This is a genomic window from Pedobacter sp. SG908, assembly GCF_011759615.1.
Taxonomy (GTDB): Bacteria; Bacteroidota; Bacteroidia; order Sphingobacteriales; family Sphingobacteriaceae; genus Pedobacter; species Pedobacter riviphilus.
Window position 1 is genome coordinate 674678 of sequence record NZ_JAAOYY010000002.1, and the last position, 18130, is coordinate 692807.

Here is an 18130-nt window from a genome sequence, read left to right on the forward strand (position 1 = left end):
ACTATTAACGGAGGTCTGCACAGTTCGAGAGTATTTATTTCTTAGTAAGATTTCTTTCCCAAGAACCACCAGCCCAAGTTAACTAAACCCGACAGGAGCGAACACCGAACGCCGTGAGGTAAAGCGGATGGCGGGGCTTTCGGAACCGATGTGCGCAGAACCCTGCTTTTCAAAAAAAACGCTTGGATACTTATGAATTCTGCTATTGCCGTTAGCCCTTGTCGACTTCGTAAGTCTAAAACAAGAAAAGGCGTTCTGCATATTTGCAAAACGCCTTTTTCTATAAAATTATTTGAAGAATTAAATGCCGAAAGCAGCTTTAACCTGATCTACATAATCTAATTTTTCCCAGGTAAACAAATCAACAGTAACTGTTTTTTCTTCACCGTTTGGTGTTCTGAAAGTTTTGGTAACTGTTTCTGGTGTGCGGCCCATGTGCCCATAAGCAGCCGTTTCGCTGTAAATTGGGTTTCTTAATTTTAAACGTTGCTCAATAAAATAAGGGCGCATATCGAAAATCGATTCTACAATTTTAGCAATCTCGCCATCCGTTTTTCCTACTTTACCAGTGCCATAAGTATTGATATAAATACCCATTGGTTTAGCAACACCGATAGCGTATGATACCTGAACTAAAATTTCGTCGGCTACACCAGCTGCCACTAAGTTTTTAGCAATATGGCGTGTAGCATAAGCTGCACTTCTATCTACCTTACTTGGATCTTTACCAGAGAAAGCACCACCGCCATGTGCACCTTTACCGCCGTAAGTATCAACAATAATTTTTCTTCCCGTTAAACCAGTATCGCCATGCGGACCGCCGATTACAAATTTACCGGTTGGGTTAATGTGGTATTCAATTTTATCATTAAATAAATGTGCGTAAGCAGGGTTGGCTTTTATAATTCTTGGAATCAGAATATTCACTAAGTCAGTTTTGATTTTAGCCAACATTGCGGCCTCTTCATCAAAATCATCGTGCTGTGTAGAAATTACAATCGCATCGATACGCACTGGTTTGTTGTTATCGTCGTACTCTAAAGTAACCTGGCTTTTTGCATCAGGGCGTAAATAAGTAATTTCGTTATTTTCGCGGCGTAAAACAGCTAATTCCTGTAATAACTTATGAGAAAGATTTAATGCCAAAGGCATGTAGTCTTCGGTTTCGTTCGTAGCATAACCAAACATCATACCCTGATCGCCAGCACCTTGTTCTTCTTTGTTGCTTCTGTCTACACCTTGGTTAATATCTTGAGATTGCTCGTGTATTGCCGATAAAATTCCGCAAGAGTTGGCCTCAAACATATACTCGCTTTTGGTGTAACCAATTTTCTTAATTACATCGCGGGCAATTTGTTGTACATCTAAATATGTTTTAGATTTTACCTCACCAGCCAAAATAACCTGACCAGTAGTTACCAAAGTTTCGCAAGCAACCTTTGATTCTGGATCGAAAGCTAAAAAGTTATCAATTAATGCATCCGAAATTTGATCGGCGATTTTATCCGGGTGGCCTTCAGAAACAGATTCTGATGTAAATAAATATGACATTTATTAAATAAATTAATGGTAAATAAACAAATTAATACTTGCCAAACCCCTTGGAAACAGGTGTTTAAATGATTGAAAGGAGGCATTAGCAATTTTTTTAAGTGGTTGCAATCCGGTCCCGAGGTGTCGGGATAGCAAATCAATCCACTTTTTTACTGGTGCAAAATTAGCATATTTTCTTTATTTCAAAAATTATAGATTATTTTGTGCATTCATTCTTACACTTTGCACACAAAGATTAATATCCTCTTTATTATAAACCCTATCTCTGGTGGGAGAGGGAAGTTGCGCATCCCCGATTTTATTGATCAATATCTCGATAAGGAAAAATTTAGCCCAAACTTTGTTTTTAGCGAATATGTTGGTCATGCCGGCGAACTGGCAGATGAAGCGGCGACTAAAAATTTTGATGTAATCGTAGCTGCAGGTGGCGATGGTACCATTAACGAGGTAGCCAGTAAAGTGTTAAAACACCATAAAATTTTAGGGATTTTACCGCTTGGATCGGGAAATGGCCTCGCCAGGTTTTTAAGGATATCGAAAAATTTAAGATATGCACTTTCATTGATCAATAATTTTAAGGTTGATGAGATTGATACTGCAGAGTTTAATAACAAGTGTTTTTTTAATCTGGCCGGTATGGGATTTGATGCCCATTTAAGCGCTGTTTTTTCAAAAGATAAAAAACGAGGGCTTTCGGGCTATGTAAAATTGGGTTTCAAGGAGGTTTTTAATTACAAGCCTCAAACCTATCAGCTTAATATCGACGGGACTGAATACACCAAAAAAGCTTTTGCTATTAGCATTGCCAATTCGTCTCAGTATGGAAACGATGTTTATATCTCGCCAAATGCCTCGGTAAAGGATGGCTTACTTGATGTATGCATTATTAAGCCTTTCCCGATAATAAAATTACCAATATTGGGTTATGTAATGTTGAGGGGCAAGGCAGAAAGCTCTGATATGATTGAGATTATTAAAGGAAAAAATATTAAAATTACAAGGGAAGTGGCGGGTGCAGTGCACGTTGATGGCGAACCTTTGCAGATGGGAACAGCGATAGAAGCGAAGATAAAGCCACTCTCGCTCAAAGTGATTGTGCCTTAGCATGTGGCGTTTAGTGGTTGGCGGAGTATATTGCCTCGTGCGCTCAAATCTAGCCTTACTACAAATTCTTAGACTATGCACCCCAAACTGATGAACCAATGGCCAGTGAGCCAATGAACTTTTTATAAAACATGAAACCAAAGAAAAACAGTTTAAGCGATCTTGGCGGAATTATGTATTCTACCAATCCGGAGTTTGAATACGAAGAAGAAGTTGATAATACTGTTACCTCGCCGAACAACCAGCAGGATTTAAGGGTAATGCTCGATAAAAAGAACCGAGGTGGTAAAGCGGTAACCTTAATTACAGGTTTTAAAGGCCGTACTGAAGATTTAGAGGTATTAGGCAAAATGCTTAAAACCAAATGTGGTGTAGGTGGCTCTGTTAAAGATGGCGAAATCATGATCCAGGGCGATGTACGCGATAAAGTAATGGGCATCCTGCAGAAAGATGGGTATAAAGTGAAGAAAGCCGGGGGCTAGTATAATATGGTTAAATTATAATTAAAAGTGGTGTCATCCTGAGCGTAGTCGAAGAATCTTTTTTAGCATTCATCGCGAGTATGAAAGATTGCTTCGTTGTTCCCCCTCGAAATTGACGTCCTCTTAAGATACTAAAAAACTCCCTCTTAATCCTCATCAAAACCTACCCAATACTCAATATTGGTTTTTAAATGTATACCGAGAAACTACTTTCGCTAAACATTTAAATCGATCAATATGAAACAGTTATTATTTTTATTCTTTTTTGTTATTTCTTTTGGCTTACAGGTTGCGCATGCAGCAACCATCGGAATATCAGAAATCATACTCCTTCTAATCACTGGATTTGGAGCAATCGCTGTAACAGTTGGCTTTGTTTTATTATGCTTACATTTAATTAAAAAGACCAAAGCTACTCAGAATGAAAAATAAAATAATTTTTGGGCTGATTTTCATACTCGCTTACGGCATTCATACTGCCTATGGAGCTACTTTAGGAGCACCCGAAATCATCATGCTGTTGGTTGCTGGTCTTGTCTTTTTTGGATTTTTTGGTGGCATTTTTATGCTGATCTACTTTTTGATTAAAAAAAATCGGAATACCCCGTTAAACACTACTCCGAATACAGTAGCCATAAACTTTGCACCTCCACTTGCTTATCAAAACCCTACAGTTGAGGAAAAAAGCGGTAAAAAAGAAACCATAAAAGTAAATGCCAGAATTGCTTTGCCTCAACAAAACGAAATCAGGTACGTTAATACGGATGAAATTATGAGGTGTGAAGCAGATAACAATTATACCAACTTCTTTTTTAGCGACGGCGGTCAGCTGCTGATTTCAAAATCATTAAAAGAATATTCAGATCTGCTTAAACCACAAGGTTTTGTGCGGACACATCAAAGCCACCTGGTTAACCCGAAATTTGTGAAAAGCTGGCTAAAAGAAGATGGCGGAACGCTTTTAATGGATAGTGGCGATAAAATTCCGGTGAGTAAACCAAACCGGGAATTGGTGAAAGAAATTTTGGGAAAGTAGTTTTTTCTTTGATCGTCATTGCAAGAAGGCTTTTTCAGCCGACGAAGCAATCTTACAACAACTGATTCGTGCTTAAGATTGCCTCGTCGCTCCTCTTCGCAATGACGAAACTTTATTTTTAAACATTACATTTTTGTACTTTTGCGGCTATGTCAGTTATTAAACCCTCATTAGCAAAAGGTACCCGCGATTTTACTCCGGTTGAAATGGTAAAACGCAACTTTATTTACGATACCATTAAAACGGTTTTCAGGAAATACGGTTATGCCGAAATCCAGACTCCAAGTTTCGAAAACCTTTCTACTTTAACCGGAAAGTATGGCGATGAAGGTGATAAACTAATTTTTAAAATTTTAAATAGTGGCGAGTTTCTTAAAGACCCGAAAAAGAAATCTTTCGATTTTGCAGATGAAGATAATAGCAACAAACTGATTCCGCTAATTTCTGAAAAAGCCTTGCGTTACGATTTAACCGTGCCATTTGCGCGTTATGTAGTCATGCATCAGCACGAGATCGCCTTACCTTTCAAACGTTTTCAGGTTCAGCCGGTTTGGCGTGCAGACCGTCCGCAAAAAGGCAGATACCGTGAGTTTTATCAGTGTGATGTGGATGTGGTGGGGTCTGAAAGTTTATTAAACGAAGCTGAATTTATTTTAATCTACAATGAAGCTTTAAGCAAACTGGGCTTGAAAGATTTCAGCGTAAAAATCAACAACAGAAAAATTTTATCAGGTATTGCCGAGATTATTGGTAAACCAGATTTAATTATCGATATGACGGTAGCCATCGATAAACTGGATAAAATCGGTTTAGACGGGGTAAGTAAAGAACTTTTAGAGCGCGGTTTTACCGAACAGGATTTAGAAAAACTTCGCCCGGTAATTTTGTTAGAAGATTCTAATGAAGAAAAACTGGCCAGCTTGAAAGAAGTTTTGGCTCAATCAGAAACCGGTTTAAAAGGTATTGCCGAAATAGAGCAGGTTTTTGAATATGTAGATAGCCTGATTGCTTATGGTTTGCCTTTAACGGCTAAATTGGAACTCGATATCACTTTAGCACGCGGCTTAAATTACTATACCGGCTGTATTTTCGAAGTTAAAACCAACGAAGTGGCTATGGGCAGCATTGGTGGTGGCGGTCGTTACGATGATTTAACCGGTATGTTCGGTTTAAAAGATTTAACGGGAGTTGGTATTTCTTTCGGTGCCGACCGCATTTATGATGTATTGGAAGAACTTAACCTTTTCCCTGCCTCAGCAGAAGTTGGAACAAAAGTATTGATCAGCAATTTCGATGCAGAAGCTGAAAAATATGCTTTGCCGATTGTTCAGCAATTTAGAAATGCAGGAATTTCAGCAGAGTTGTACCCAAGTTCAGCAAAACTGAAAAAACAAATGGCTTATGCAGATGCGAAGAACATCCCTTATGTAATTTTAATTGGTGGTGATGAGATTGCCAGTGGCGAACTTACGTTAAAGGATATGCAAAGCGGTGAGCAGAAAAAGCTGACTGTTTTAGGTATTCTGGAGTTGTTGAAATAACGTCGGTTTTCACCGCAAAGTATACAAAGGTTTTCGCAAAGAAGCGCAGAGGATCCGGTTATGTACCCGCTTTGTGCACTTTGCGCTTGCCTTCTTTTTCTTTGCGGTTAAGCGAGTCTCCCAATCCGCAATAAAACCGGGAAACGAACATCTTTCTCCGCATCATCGCCCCAGGCTTCTTTTAGTTCTGTAAACATATACTCTAATGGGTTGCGTTCATTCGCCTTTTTATAATGCTGCAAAGAAGACCAGGTATTTAAATAGCCAATTAACTGGTTAAAATTCCAGGTGGTTTTAATCTGAAAATGAGGAGCAATGATCTCTTCAAAGGGAAATGGGATGGTTTTATAACCTTCTTCAATATAACGGCGTTCGCTATCCCAATATTTACCCAAAATATCTTCGTAAAGTTTATGTACAGCCTTATCCACTTTTTTATCGATAAACATTAGTCCATAACCAATCACTGCAAAAAGGCCATCTGGTTTTAGTGTTCTTTTTACTTCGGCGTAAAATGCCTCAAAATTAAACCAATGGATGGCCTGTGCTACGGTAATTAAATCGAAACTGTCATTACCAACCGAGGTTTGTTCGGCAGGTTCAACTTTGTAGGTAATATTTGGCAATTGCAAAGCATTTTTTAGTTGATTTTCGCTAATATCCGTTGCATAAACGGCATCGAAATGTTGGGCCAATACCCGCGCAACCTGGCCGTTTCCTGTAGCACAATCCCAAGCTGTTTCTTTGTTTTTTACCATGCTAAGCAGATAATCGTACATTTCCTGTGGATAAGTTGGTCTGTAAATGGCGTAATCGGCAGATTGGGTAGAAAAGTTATCTTTCATTGTTGTAATGATGAAATTCTGAATGTTGGATGGAGAGAATGGCATCAAGTTGAGAAATAATCCCGTTCTTTCTTTATAAAATTATTATATTTTTGATTAACAACTACTGTTGATTTAAGTTTCATTCATTCAATATTCAACACAATTATTCTCTAATATGGAAAAAGCATTACAACAGGACGGAATTAAGGATGTAGAATATAGGCTGAAATCTATATTTGGCGGTTCGGTTGGTAATCTTGTGGAGTGGTACGACTGGTATACCTATTCTGCTTTTGCGCTTTATTTTTCTCCTGTCTTTTTTCCGAACAGTAATCCTACGGCCCAATTATTAGATACTGCAGGTATCTTTGCGGTAGGTTTTTTAATGCGGCCTATTGGTGGCTGGTTGTTTGGCAGTATTGCCGATAAACTAGGCCGAAAACGTTCGATGACACTTTCTGTACTGATTATGGCGATAGGATCATTAATTATCGGTTTAACCCCAGGTTACAAACAGATTGGAATTGCAGCTCCATTATTGCTCGTTTTTGCCAGATTAATTCAGGGTTTGAGTACTGGTGGCGAATATGGAACTTCTGCCACTTACCTCAGCGAAATGGCCACCAAAAAACACCGCGGATTTTATTCAAGCTTTCAGTATGTAACCTTGATCGGTGGACAGCTGTTGGCTTTGGGCATTCAGTTAATCTTACAGAACTGGTTGCTTACACCTGCTGAACTACATGAATGGGGCTGGAGGATTCCATTTTTTATTGGTGCCATACTTTCTTTCATCGCGCTGTATCTACGCAGACATATCGACGAGACCTCGGCGTTTAAAAGCAAAAACTCGGCAGACAAAAAAGGGGGCATTGCGGTACTGATGAAATATCCAAAGGAAGTTTTTACTGTAGTAGGCTTAACTTTGGGCGGAACGATTGCCTTTTATACATTTAGTACTTACATGCAGAAATTTCTAGTCAATACGGTCCACCTCAGCAAAGAAACCTCCACAACTTTGTCGTTTATTTCGTTATTGGTTTTTGCCATTATGCAGCCGCTGTTTGGACTGTTATCTGATAAAATCGGGCGTAAACCTTTATTAATCGGTTTTGGCGTTTTGGGCAGTCTATGTACCTATCCAATTTTAACAGGCTTGGCAGGAGAAACCAATACCACTATAATATTCTTGATGATGATCGGTGCTTTGATCATTGTGAGCGGGTATACGAGCATCAACGCAGTAGTTAAGGCAGAGCTGTTTCCTGCCGAAATCAGGGCTTTGGGCGTAGGCTTACCTTATGCCTTAACTGTTGCCATTTTTGGCGGAACTGCAGAATATTTTGCGCTGTGGTTTAAAAATATCGGTCACGAAAGTTATTTCTACTGGTATGTAACCGGGTGTATTTTAATCTCGCTGATTTTATATACTACGATGAAAGATACGAAACACCATTCGAAGATTGAGGATTAGACTTTTTGTACCATCTGTCGTCATTTCGAGCGGAGTGCAACAGAATGGAGAAATACCTATTGTTAAATGTAATTGCAGATTTCTCGAATAGTTAAGCATTTTTTTAAACCGTTATTTTTTGGAAAGCAGTTGCGGTAGCTTTTGGGCAAGAGCAGTCCCGCTCCCGCTTCTGCCGATGAAATATCGGCATCTCGCTTTGATCGGGTTTAGGTGGCCAAATGCTGCTGCTATAAAAGAAATAAACAGTAGCGAAAAATCCTTTTTGTTGGTCCTTCGATAAACTCAGGAAGACAGGCACAAAAAGATTGTAGCGAATGGCGGGGTTGGCGGAACCGAAGCACTTTCTAAGAGCCTACAAATAATTACTCACTTCAATTAAATTCATATCCGGGTCACGGAGGTAAATAGAGATGATTTTCCCATTGGCGCCGGTGCGTTCTACAGGCCCTTCCTCAATTTCGATGCATTTTTCTTTAAGTTCCTGCATCACTTCACGTAGTGGAAAATCGGTAATGAAACATAGATCGGCTGTGCCGGGCATGGGTTTGAAAGCTTTTGGTTCAAACTCACTTCCATATTGGTGCAGGTTAATTTTCTGATTCCCAAATTTCAAAGCCTTTCTGTTTTCGCCAAATTCAACAATTTCCATCCCTAAGGCAAGGCTGTAAAACTTACAGGTGCTTTCTAAATTGGCAACCGTTAATACAAGATGATCTAAGTTTTTAATGTCCATAATAATTAAATTAGAACTAAAGCATTCGTCCTTTTGTTTTAAAAGAGTCATGCTTTCAATATTTGGTTAGTAAATTATCGACAAACAAAATACTCAATTTTTATATATTTACCATTATGCAAAACCTGCCTCCTTTAGCCGAACGTATGCGCCCTCAAAATCTCGATGAATATGTTGGTCAACAACATCTGGTTGGAGAGGGTGCGGTTTTACGCAAGGCGATAGAGAGCAGTCAGCTTCCTTCCATGATTTTTTGGGGACCTCCGGGCGTAGGTAAAACAACTTTGGCCTATATCATTTCGCAGGCATTAGATCGTCCGTTTTTTAATTTAAGTGCTATTAACAGTGGTGTGAAAGATATTCGGGACGTAATCGATCGGGCCGCACAGCTAAAGGATAGTTTTTTAGGCCTACCCATTTTGTTTATCGATGAGATTCACCGTTTTAGCAAATCGCAACAAGACAGTTTGTTGGGTGCGGTAGAGAGGGGTCTGGTTACTTTAATTGGCGCAACAACCGAAAATCCATCTTTCGAGGTGATCTCCGCTTTACTTTCCCGTTGCCAGGTTTATATTTTGAAATCCTTAACCGAAATGGAGCTAACGGGCTTATTGGAAACAGCCATTAAAAAAGATACCATTCTCTCAGAGAAGAATATTTCCATAAAAGAACATGAGGCCTTAATCCGTTTATCGGGTGGCGATGCAAGGAAATTGTTAAACGTGCTCGAAATCGCCATTAATGGCATTGGTGGGGATAAAATCGTACTTACTAATGAGAACGTACTGGCGCATGCCCAGCAAAATCTTGCCCTGTATGATAAAGCGGGAGAGCAGCATTACGATATCATTTCGGCCTTTATTAAATCTATCCGTGGCAGCGACCCGAATGCAGCCGTTTATTGGTTGGCCCGGATGATAGAAGGAGGCGAAGATCCACTTTTTATTGCCCGTAGGTTACTGATCCTGTCTTCAGAAGATATTGGCAATGCCAACCCTAATGCCCTGCTTTTAGCCAACAACTGTTTTACCGCAGTAAATGTAATCGGTTATCCAGAGGCGCGAATCATCTTATCGCAGTGTGTAACCTATCTGGCCAGTTCGCCTAAAAGTAATGCATCTTATGAAGCCATTAACAAAGCGCAGGCTTTGGTTAAACAAACAGGAAACCTACCCGTACCGCTGCATATCCGCAATGCACCAACCAAACTGATGAAAAATATCGGCTATGGGAAAGATTACCAATACTCGCACGGATATGAAGGTAATTTTTCGCCACAAGAATATTTTCCAGAAGAATTAAGCGGCACCAAACTTTACGATCCGGGGAAAAACGCTGCAGAAGAGAAACTGCGCGAAAAGCTAAGGCAAAATTGGAAAGACAAATACAAATATTAGTGTAACATTTTCTCTCAAATACATACTAATAGATATATTGACTAAAATCAAACACCTAAACTAAATATGCTGAGTACTTTTTTAAGCCATCAAAGAAAATCTTTCTGGCGTTCGCGAAACAGGGGCAGTAGTATTGCTGGCCAAATTGTTTTGGGTTTTTTTATGCTATATTTTTTCATATTGGCACTTGGTGCCGGTTTTGGCATGTCTCATTTATTGGCCTACTTTTTCCCAAATCAAGATGTAATTAAAAGCTTCAATGGCATCATCCTCTATTATTTTGCATTCGATTTTATCATGCGCATGCAGTTTCAGGAGTTGCCAACGTTGAGTATCATTCCGTACCTGCACCTCAAAATACAAAAGAGTAAGATTATTAAGTTTTTAAATGTTAAGGCACTGTTCTCGGCATTTAACCTTTGGCCATTTTTTATCTTTCTTCCATTCTGTTTCATCAAAATTGCACCGAGCCTTGGTGCAGTTACCACCATCATGTATATCGTTTCGATATTTTCGATTATGATCTTTAACAATTATATGGTGTTGTATATCAAGCGGAAATCGATCACCAATACACTTTATACCTTCTTGGGCTTGGTTGTTATTGCTACCTTTGCTGCTTTAGAATATTATAAGATTATTTCAATCATGGCCGGTTCCGATTTTGTGTTCAGGGCCATTACAGCTCATCCTTATTATGCTTTTGCATTTACTTTGGCTGCTATAGGTATATTTTATTTCAACTCCAGTTTCTTGCGTAAAAACCTATATGTAGAAGAATTAAGCAGCAAACAGGAGAAGAAAGGCAGTACCGATTATGCTTTCCTGAACCGTTTTGGCAAGGTTGGCGAACTGGCTGCTTTAGAGTTAAAATTAATTCTCCGTCACAAACGCCCCCGCTCCGCGGTTATTATGGGGTTCTTTTTTCTATTTTACGGGTTTATTTTTTATAAGGAAAAAGCAATAAATCACAATGCTTTCGGGCAAATGATGTTTGGTGCTATTTTCATGACAGGTGTTTCTATCATTATTTATGGCCAGTTTATGTTTGCATGGCAAAGTGCCCATTTCGATGGGATATTAGCCAATAAAATCAATTTTAAAGATTACATCAAGGCTAAGTTTTTACTATTTACCATTGGCTGTACCATTATTACCTTATTAGCGAGTTTTTACGGATTTTTAAGTCCGAAGCTATTACTCTTACACCTGGCTGCTTATTTATATAACATCGGTTTTGGAACGGTAGTGGTGCTTTATCTTGCTACCCTAAATTATAAAAGATTAGATATTACCAAGGCGGCAAGTTTTAATTATCAGGGCACAGGCGCTACGCAATGGCTGTTAATGTTTCCTTATGCACTTACCCCAATATTAATTTATGTGCCATTTGGTATACTCAACAAGCCTTATTGGGGATTGGTTGCCGTTTCTGTTTTTGGCCTTGCGATGTTATTATTACGCGGCTTTTGGGTGAATTATATTGCAAAAAGATTAGAGTTACAACGTTATAAAATAGCCGAAGGCTTTAGAGAATAATTATGATTTTAGAAGTTAAGAATTTACAAAAAGTTTATGGCGATAAAACCGTTGTAAACATCGAAGATTTGCAGATTGCTGCTGGCGAAACCGTTGGCTTAGTTGGAAATAACGGCGCTGGTAAAACCACTTTCTTCCGAATGCTTTTAGATTTAATCCGCCCAACTAATGGCGAGGTTTTATCAAAAGGCGAAAATGTAATGCACAACGATAACTGGAAGAATTATACTGCATCATTTTTGGATGAAGGTTTTCTGATCGATTATTTAACCCCTGAAGAATATTTTATTTTTATTGGAAGTTTAAATAACTTAAGTGTAGCTGATGTTTCGGCTTACCTGAGCCAATATGGCGAGTTCTTTAATGGAGAAATATTAAACAGTGGAAAATACATCCGCGATTTTAGTAAAGGAAATCAAAATAAAGTTGGCATTGCAGCTGCACTGATGCAAAAGCCAGAAATTTTAATTTTAGATGAACCTTTTGCTAACCTCGATCCAACTACACAGATACGTTTAAAGAAACTACTGAAAGAGCAAACAGGCAACATGACTACCTTTATTTCTAGTCACGATTTAAATCACGTTACCGATGTTTGTAACCGGATCATTTTGGTTGAAAAAGGGCAGGTAATTAAAGATTTTAAAACAGACGAAAATACATTAAAGGAATTAGAGAATTATTTCTCTGCCTAGTTTTTGTACTAAGAATGATACATTATAGAAGAGTCTCCATTTATCGGGACTCTTTTTTTATATGTGTATTGTTTGTGTTTTTAGTGAATTTTGGTCAAAATAGACAGAAAATACAGTTTGGTTACTTTTTGGCATTGTGTTTGAATATAACGGGTAGAAATTATAAATCTAGATTATTATGAGTATTTCAAAAGTAAGAATAGCAACATTAAGTATAGGGTTAGCAGTAGGATCGATGGCATTCCAAAGTTGTGATAGTTTAACTAAAACACAAAAAGGAGCTGGTATTGGTGCTGCAGCTGGTGGTGTTATTGGTGCATTGATCGGTAAAAAAGCCGGTAATACAGCAGTAGGAGCCCTAATTGGTGGTGCTATTGGCGGTACAGCGGGAGCTTTTATCGGCCGTAGAATGGACAGACAGGCAGCTGAAATCCAGAAAGCTATTCCTAACGCAGAAGTTATTCGTGAAGGTGAAGGAATTATTGTGAAATTTGATAGTGGTATTTTATTCGATTTTGATAAAACCGCTTTGAAAGATGCAGCTAAAACAAACATCCAGAGTTTAGCTTCTTCGTTAAATCAATATCCTGATACTGATATTAAAATTATTGGCCATACCGATAGCCGCGGTACCGAACAATATAACATGGGCCTATCTGAAAGAAGGGCAGCAGCAGTAAAAGCTTACGCTGTTTCGCAAGGTGTTCCTTCAAACCGTTTAGTTACAATTGGTAAAGGTTTTTCTGAACCAATTGCTGATAACGAAACTGATGCTGGCCGTGCAGCTAACCGTCGCGTAGAGATTGTAATAGTTGCCAACGATGCATTAAAAGCAACTGCACAAAAACAAGGATAATACCGCAATTTCCCTCTACCTATGAGGTCATTATAAATGCAGCCCTGGTGTAACATTCACCAGGGTTTTTTTGTGTTTTGTGATGTTGCTGCTGTGCGACAAATGGCATAAACGGTTGCGCGCGCCCTATTATCTAACACAAGGTTGTATACTCCTATTGGTTTTGAAAAGCAGGTTACTGTGTGTATCGGTTCCGATAGTCCCGCCATTCGCTTTACCTCTCTGCGTTCGGTGCCCGCTGCTGTCGGGCTTAGTTAACTTAAGGCGGTGGCGCTTGGGGAGGGTTGGATTACCGCGCAAGCCGTGGGGCCGACTTTGTAAGTTTTTCTAGCACACCTGCAACCCTAAATAGTTGCACCAACCCCCGAATTTAAACGTGATTGAAGCGGCATCCTCCGTTCCGGTTTTTCATCGGAATCGGAGATATACCTTGCTTTCCAAAAAGAAAGAATCTTATATCTTTCCCTGTTCGTCACCCTGAATTTATTTCAGGGTCTATCTAGCATGAAAGATGCTGAAACGAGTTCAGCATGACGATCACTTTAGGCAAAGCGGCTAAAAACTGCTTTCTAAGAATAAATATCTTCGAAATAACTTACCACAAGCGATTTCATCAGCATTTCCTGCTCAAGCATGGTATAAGGTGGAATGGCTTTGATTAATTTCCAATGCGGCCAGCCGTCCTGATCTAGGCCCTCTAACTCATAGAATCCCATTTCGCTCAATAAACGACAGGTAGCAATATGCATCAACTCTTCTTTTTGGCGTTTGCTGTATTTCTTTGGCCCTTTGCCCAGCTCCTGAACACCGATTAAAAAAAGCATTACTTTTAAATCAGGAAAATCAGATTCAAATTCCTTTGAAATTCTTTCCTGTAAAACTTTCCACTTGGCATTAATCTCCGACGGCTTCATATCTGACAAAGATAAGGTAAAAAGGTGTAAGGCCTAAGTAAAAGCTTTGCGGTTTTAACATTAAAGCTTGATTGGTAATTGTATTTTTAACTACATTTATAACCTATGGATACGAATATCAATAAAACAATTAATGCGGGTTTATTAGCTTATGGCATGTCAGGGAAAGTTTTTCATGCTCCTTTTTTACAGGCGCACAGCGGATTTAATTTAAAGGCAATAGTAGAACGCAGCCATAAAAACGCAGTGAATGATTATCCAAATATTACAAGTTATAATAGTGTTGATGAACTCTTGAATGATGAGGAAATAGCGTTAGTGGTAATTAATACTCCAAATAACCTGCATTATGAACATTCGAAAGCTGCATTAAATGCACATAAACATATTCTGGTTGAAAAACCATTTACGGCAACGGTTGCACAAGCAAAAGAACTTTTTGAACTTGCCGATAGTGTAGGAAAGCAAATCTTTTTCTATCAGAACCGCCGTTGGGACAGCGACTTTACCTCTGTGAAAAAGGTAATTGAAAGTGGTAAGCTGGGGAAGCTGATTGAGGTTCATTTACGTTACGATCGTTACCGCAATGTAATCGGGCCAAAGGTATTTAAAGAGAATCCGGTAGAGGCTAGTGGACTTTTATACGATTTAGGCCCACATCTGTTAGATCAGGTGATCTGTTTATTTGGCAAACCTTTAAGTTACCACAAAATTTTAGGTAAAAATAGGGTAGGTACTTTGGTTGATGATTACTTTTCGATCCAGCTAAGTTATCCAGATAGTTTGAATGTTTTTGTTACTTCGAGTATGTTGGTGGTAAGCCCGCAGGCAGGATTTGTTTTACATGGCATGAACGGAAGTTTTATTAAACAGAGAACCGATATTCAGGAAGAGCAACTTTTGGCGGGTATGAAATTAAGCGATCCGGCTTATGGCATCGAATCTGAAAGCAAAGATGGTGTGTTAACTACTATTGATGCAGATGGCAATAAAACGGAGGAAATTATTCCTTCCGAAGTAGGTAGCTATCTGCCACTTTTCGAAGCTGTTTATCAAGGCATTGTTAACAATAGGCCTTATCCGGTAACCCGCGAAGATGTTTTAACACAAATGGAAATTATAGAAAGCCCCATAACCGCATAAGCCTGATCATGAATTCTCTCCCATTTGTATACCTGATTCCAATTTTTTTGATTGCCCTTTATTTAATCCTGAAGAAAAAGAAAGTTGCGATAGAACCTTTAACCGATGTTGATAAAAAAATACTCGACGACTATGTAGGCTATTACCATAATCTGGATTCGACAGATAAACTGAGGTTTGAAGAGAAAGTAGCTGCATTTTTCAGTACGGTTAAAATTGAGCCGGTAGGTCTAGAAATGACCACACTGGATGAACTGCTGATTGCCTCTAGTGCTGTGATCCCGATTTTTGGTTTCGACGATTGGCAATACAAAAACTTAACCAGCGTTTTGTTATATCCCGATGCCTTTAACAAGGATTTTCAGTTTGAAGGTGGTGAAAGAAACATTATGGGTATGGTGGGTACAGGTTATATGAACGGGCAAATGATTTTATCTCGATCGGCGTTGCGCCATGGTTTTTCTAAAAGTGCAGGGAAAGAGAATACCGCAATCCACGAGTTTGTGCACCTTTTAGATAAATCAGACGGTGCTACAGATGGAGTACCCGAAAATTTAATGGCCCATGAATATACTTTGCCCTGGATTAAAATGATGCGTGAGGAAATTGAAAAGATTGAAGAAAATAAATCGGATATTAATCCTTATGCCATCACGAATGAGGCCGAATTTTTTGCCGTAGTTTCAGAATACTTTTTCGAAAAGCCTGAACAGCTTAAAGATAAGCACCCTGAATTGTACTTTCAGTTAAGCCGTATTTTTGCGCAACAGCCTGCAGGTTAAAAATGATAAATTAACAAATGAAAATATTTGCAACAGTTATCTGTAGTTTGATCGCCATCAGCGCCTTTGCGCAGAAAACCTATGTGCTAAGGCAAAATTACCCGACAGGGAATAAGTATAACTTCTCGTTTATTTCAGATCAGCTTATTAAGCAGAAAATTGGTAGCAGGAGCATTAATTCAACGCAAGCCATCGGTACCGATTATACTTTTGATATCACAGAAGGGCACAATGGCGATAAAGATATAAAGGTAACCTACAACAGGTTGTTTATGAAATCGACTGCAATGGGGAATACCATGAACCTGGATTCGGATGAGGCAGACAGTACCAAAAAAGGTCCGTTTGCAGGTTTTAAAGGCGCATCTTTTTATATGACAGTAGCTTCAAACGGCGGAATTAAAACCGTAGCTGGCATTGACATGATGCTAGATCGCGTAGCGGCAAAAATGACTACCGATACGGTTAAGCTGAAGGCCATAAAAAGTGCATTAGGAAAGCAATTTAGTGCCGATATGGTTAAACAAACCATGGAATCGTCTTTTAAAATTTATCCCGAAAAATTGATTAAAATAGGCGATAGCTGGACCGTTGATACCAAAATGCAAATGAGCATGCCCATTGAAACGATTACGCAATACACGTTAAAAGAGGTAAAGGATGGTGTTGCCATTTTGAGTGTAAAGGGAAGCTTAATTTCGAAAGGAAATTTTGAAGTGATGGGCAATCACATGGAAACCGATTTAAAAGGTACAAACTCCGGAGAAACAGCTGTCGATTTAAAAACGGGCATAGTATTGAACAGCCACTTGCGCGTTGAACTTTACGGCAAAATGAAATCGATGGGGCAGGACATAGATTTCGAAATGCAAGGCATTAATAAAATTGTAGGGAAAGAGGTTAATTAGATTTAGTGTTGTCGTCATTCAAAGTATTTACATTACAAACTACCTGTTAATGCCACTAAAAATTCAGTCGGAATTTCGATATGCGGAATGTGGCCACAAGCATCAAACTCAATAATTTTAGCACCAATAATTTTGGCTGCGGTTTGCTTTCCTAAAAGTTTATATTGCCCATGTAAAGCCTGTTGATCTGGCGTAAGCAGGCCTTTGCCGACAATGGTTTTGTCTTCCTTACCAATAAACAAAACAGTAGGGACCTTTAAATTCTGAAATTCATATACCACAGGCTGTTCATAAATCATGGTATAAGTTAGTGCAGCTACTTTAGCCCAGCGCGGGTAGTCGGAACTATTGGTTACCCCTCCCGCAATGCCCACTAGGTATTCGTATTCAGGCTTCCAATACGTAAAATAAGAGCCTTGGTAATACTTCCGTACGCTCTCAGCTGTAGTTTTAAGTTCTGTTTGATACTGTTGCGCAGTAGTGATATAAGGAATGAAAGTTTTATAATCTTCCAGTCCGATTGGATTTTCGAGCAAGAGTTTTTCAGTTGTTTCCGGGTACATCAAAGCAAAACGTGTAGCCAGCATACCGCCCATACTATGACCTAAAACCACGGTTTTTTGAACGCCTAAGGTATCTAGCAGTCGTTTATTCCAGCTAGCCAGTTGGTGGAAACTGTAATGGATAAATGCTTTAGATGATTTGCCAAAACCAATTTGATCAGGTACGATTACACGGTAACCGATGTTGGTTAAGGCTTTAATTACATTGCCCCAGTAATAACCTCCAAAATTTTTTCCATGGAAAAGGATTGCCGTTTTTCCATTGGCTGCTGCGGTTGGTGCAACATCCATATAAGCCATTTTAATATCCTGGCCTTCGGTATTAATAGGAAAGTATTTAACGGGATACGGGTATTTAACGTTATCAAGGGTGATAGATAGCGTATCTATTTTTTGTGCATGTACAAGGGTAAAAACGAACAGGCTGAGGGCAAGTAAAAGAAAATATCTCTTCATGATTGGTAATGATGTAAAAACTAAAAAGCTAATTGGCCCAAGTTAAACTTTTGCCAATTAGTTAGCTTAAAAATCATGCCCTTTTTACATAATCAGCAATTAAATGTAAGTGCCATGGCGATTTGA

General features: G+C 39.0%; 18 protein-coding genes. 13 read left to right on the forward strand and 5 right to left on the reverse strand.

Annotated elements, in window-relative coordinates; all coding sequences use genetic code 11:
* Nucleotides 1-300 precede the first annotated feature (300 nt).
* Entirely contained in the window at nucleotides 301-1551 is a 1251-nt protein-coding gene (gene metK / locus FHT21_RS17835; protein ID WP_086548664.1) for a methionine adenosyltransferase, read from the reverse strand.
* A gap of 225 nt (nucleotides 1552-1776) precedes the next feature.
* Between metK and FHT21_RS17840 the strand changes: the two genes are divergently transcribed.
* The 5 genes from FHT21_RS17840 to hisS all read left to right on the forward strand — a co-directional run bounded on the left by FHT21_RS17840 (nucleotide 1777) and on the right by hisS (nucleotide 5717).
* Nucleotides 1777-2658: a diacylglycerol kinase family protein gene (locus FHT21_RS17840; protein WP_243854043.1), complete on the forward strand. Its 882-nt coding sequence runs from the start codon at nucleotides 1777-1779 to the stop codon at nucleotides 2656-2658.
* Nucleotides 2659-2789: 131 nt separating this feature from the next.
* Nucleotides 2790-3140: a translation initiation factor gene (locus FHT21_RS17845; RefSeq protein ID WP_167296100.1), complete on the forward strand. Its 351-nt coding sequence runs from the start codon at nucleotides 2790-2792 to the stop codon at nucleotides 3138-3140.
* A gap of 237 nt (nucleotides 3141-3377) precedes the next feature.
* Entirely contained in the window at nucleotides 3378-3572 is a 195-nt protein-coding gene (locus FHT21_RS17850) for a hypothetical protein (protein WP_167296101.1), read from the forward strand.
* On the forward strand, nucleotides 3562-4176 hold the full coding sequence (locus tag FHT21_RS17855) for a LytTR family DNA-binding domain-containing protein (RefSeq protein WP_167296102.1): 615 nt from the start codon (nucleotides 3562-3564) through the stop codon (nucleotides 4174-4176). The genes FHT21_RS17850 and FHT21_RS17855 overlap by 11 nt, the downstream gene beginning before the upstream one ends.
* A 149-nt stretch (nucleotides 4177-4325) precedes the next feature.
* A complete protein-coding gene (hisS, locus tag FHT21_RS17860) occupies nucleotides 4326-5717 on the forward strand; it encodes a histidine--tRNA ligase (protein ID WP_167296103.1) in 1392 nt (463 codons plus the stop codon).
* Nucleotides 5718-5824: 107 nt separating this feature from the next.
* Here hisS and FHT21_RS17865 read toward each other — a convergent pair whose 3' ends face one another.
* The gene (locus tag FHT21_RS17865; RefSeq protein ID WP_167296104.1) at nucleotides 5825-6562 is read right to left on the reverse strand and encodes a class I SAM-dependent methyltransferase; all 738 of its coding nucleotides are present in this window, start codon (nucleotides 6560-6562) and stop codon (nucleotides 5825-5827) included.
* Nucleotides 6563-6719: 157 nt separating this feature from the next.
* Between FHT21_RS17865 and FHT21_RS17870 the strand changes: the two genes are divergently transcribed.
* On the forward strand, nucleotides 6720-8018 hold the full coding sequence (locus FHT21_RS17870) for an MFS transporter (RefSeq protein WP_167296105.1): 1299 nt from the start codon (nucleotides 6720-6722) through the stop codon (nucleotides 8016-8018).
* A 352-nt stretch (nucleotides 8019-8370) separates the two neighbouring features.
* On the opposite strand, the gene FHT21_RS17875 is transcribed toward FHT21_RS17870, so the two are convergent.
* On the reverse strand, nucleotides 8371-8751 hold the full coding sequence (locus tag FHT21_RS17875) for a VOC family protein (RefSeq protein WP_167296106.1): 381 nt from the start codon (nucleotides 8749-8751) through the stop codon (nucleotides 8371-8373).
* Between the two features lie 116 nt (nucleotides 8752-8867).
* On the opposite strand from FHT21_RS17875, the gene FHT21_RS17880 reads away from it, so the two are divergent.
* From FHT21_RS17880 to FHT21_RS17895, 4 genes are all read left to right on the forward strand, one after another.
* Nucleotides 8868-10148, forward strand: coding sequence for a replication-associated recombination protein A (locus FHT21_RS17880; protein WP_167296107.1), 1281 nt, complete (start codon nucleotides 8868-8870; stop codon nucleotides 10146-10148).
* A 66-nt stretch (nucleotides 10149-10214) separates the two neighbouring features.
* On the forward strand, nucleotides 10215-11687 hold the full coding sequence (locus FHT21_RS17885) for a DUF5687 family protein (RefSeq protein WP_167296108.1): 1473 nt from the start codon (nucleotides 10215-10217) through the stop codon (nucleotides 11685-11687).
* Between the two features lie 2 nt (nucleotides 11688-11689).
* Nucleotides 11690-12382 (forward strand): ABC transporter ATP-binding protein, encoded by a 693-nt coding sequence (locus FHT21_RS17890; protein WP_190327177.1) that lies wholly within the window; start codon nucleotides 11690-11692, stop codon nucleotides 12380-12382.
* Nucleotides 12383-12560: 178 nt separating this feature from the next.
* A complete protein-coding gene (locus FHT21_RS17895) occupies nucleotides 12561-13238 on the forward strand; it encodes an OmpA family protein (protein ID WP_184464836.1) in 678 nt (225 codons plus the stop codon).
* Between the two features lie 569 nt (nucleotides 13239-13807).
* On the opposite strand, the gene FHT21_RS17900 is transcribed toward FHT21_RS17895, so the two are convergent.
* A complete protein-coding gene (locus FHT21_RS17900; RefSeq protein ID WP_167296109.1) occupies nucleotides 13808-14152 on the reverse strand; it encodes a hypothetical protein in 345 nt (114 codons plus the stop codon).
* 105 nt (nucleotides 14153-14257) lie between these two features.
* Here FHT21_RS17900 and FHT21_RS17905 point away from each other — a divergent pair, with 105 nt between their 5' ends.
* The 3 genes from FHT21_RS17905 to FHT21_RS17915 are packed head-to-tail and all read left to right on the forward strand — an operon-like array spanning nucleotide 14258 to nucleotide 16985.
* Nucleotides 14258-15295, forward strand: a complete 1038-nt coding sequence (locus FHT21_RS17905; protein WP_167296110.1) for a Gfo/Idh/MocA family oxidoreductase — start codon at nucleotides 14258-14260, stop codon at nucleotides 15293-15295.
* Nucleotides 15296-15303: 8 nt separating this feature from the next.
* Nucleotides 15304-16077, forward strand: coding sequence for a M90 family metallopeptidase (locus tag FHT21_RS17910; protein ID WP_167296111.1), 774 nt, complete (start codon nucleotides 15304-15306; stop codon nucleotides 16075-16077).
* A 17-nt stretch (nucleotides 16078-16094) separates the two neighbouring features.
* Nucleotides 16095-16985: a DUF6263 family protein gene (locus tag FHT21_RS17915; protein ID WP_167296112.1), complete on the forward strand. Its 891-nt coding sequence runs from the start codon at nucleotides 16095-16097 to the stop codon at nucleotides 16983-16985.
* Nucleotides 16986-17017: 32 nt separating this feature from the next.
* Here FHT21_RS17915 and FHT21_RS17920 read toward each other — a convergent pair whose 3' ends face one another.
* A complete protein-coding gene (locus FHT21_RS17920; RefSeq protein ID WP_167296113.1) occupies nucleotides 17018-18004 on the reverse strand; it encodes an alpha/beta hydrolase in 987 nt (328 codons plus the stop codon).
* Between the last annotated feature and the right edge of the window lie 126 nt (nucleotides 18005-18130).

What these genes read in the sequence shown, in the direction of transcription:
- FHT21_RS17920 (WP_167296113.1), bottom strand. Translation starts at nt 18,004, where the DNA reads ATGAAGAGATATTTTCTTTTACTTGCCCTCAGCCTGTTCGTTTTTACC.
- FHT21_RS17900 (WP_167296109.1), bottom strand. Translation starts at nt 14,152, where the DNA reads ATGAAGCCGTCGGAGATTAATGCCAAGTGGAAAGTTTTACAGGAAAGA.
- FHT21_RS17915 (WP_167296112.1), top strand. Translation starts at nt 16,095, where the DNA reads ATGAAAATATTTGCAACAGTTATCTGTAGTTTGATCGCCATCAGCGCC.
- FHT21_RS17875 (WP_167296106.1), bottom strand. Translation starts at nt 8,751, where the DNA reads ATGGACATTAAAAACTTAGATCATCTTGTATTAACGGTTGCCAATTTA.
- FHT21_RS17845 (WP_167296100.1), top strand. Translation starts at nt 2,790, where the DNA reads ATGAAACCAAAGAAAAACAGTTTAAGCGATCTTGGCGGAATTATGTAT.
- FHT21_RS17850 (WP_167296101.1), top strand. Translation starts at nt 3,378, where the DNA reads ATGAAACAGTTATTATTTTTATTCTTTTTTGTTATTTCTTTTGGCTTA.
- hisS (WP_167296103.1), top strand. Translation starts at nt 4,326, where the DNA reads ATGTCAGTTATTAAACCCTCATTAGCAAAAGGTACCCGCGATTTTACT.
- FHT21_RS17905 (WP_167296110.1), top strand. Translation starts at nt 14,258, where the DNA reads ATGGATACGAATATCAATAAAACAATTAATGCGGGTTTATTAGCTTAT.
- FHT21_RS17890 (WP_190327177.1), top strand. Translation starts at nt 11,690, where the DNA reads ATGATTTTAGAAGTTAAGAATTTACAAAAAGTTTATGGCGATAAAACC.
- FHT21_RS17855 (WP_167296102.1), top strand. Translation starts at nt 3,562, where the DNA reads ATGAAAAATAAAATAATTTTTGGGCTGATTTTCATACTCGCTTACGGC.
- metK (WP_086548664.1), bottom strand. Translation starts at nt 1,551, where the DNA reads ATGTCATATTTATTTACATCAGAATCTGTTTCTGAAGGCCACCCGGAT.
- FHT21_RS17895 (WP_184464836.1), top strand. Translation starts at nt 12,561, where the DNA reads ATGAGTATTTCAAAAGTAAGAATAGCAACATTAAGTATAGGGTTAGCA.
- FHT21_RS17885 (WP_167296108.1), top strand. Translation starts at nt 10,215, where the DNA reads ATGCTGAGTACTTTTTTAAGCCATCAAAGAAAATCTTTCTGGCGTTCG.
- FHT21_RS17880 (WP_167296107.1), top strand. Translation starts at nt 8,868, where the DNA reads ATGCAAAACCTGCCTCCTTTAGCCGAACGTATGCGCCCTCAAAATCTC.
- FHT21_RS17870 (WP_167296105.1), top strand. Translation starts at nt 6,720, where the DNA reads ATGGAAAAAGCATTACAACAGGACGGAATTAAGGATGTAGAATATAGG.
- FHT21_RS17910 (WP_167296111.1), top strand. Translation starts at nt 15,304, where the DNA reads ATGAATTCTCTCCCATTTGTATACCTGATTCCAATTTTTTTGATTGCC.
- FHT21_RS17865 (WP_167296104.1), bottom strand. Translation starts at nt 6,562, where the DNA reads ATGAAAGATAACTTTTCTACCCAATCTGCCGATTACGCCATTTACAGA.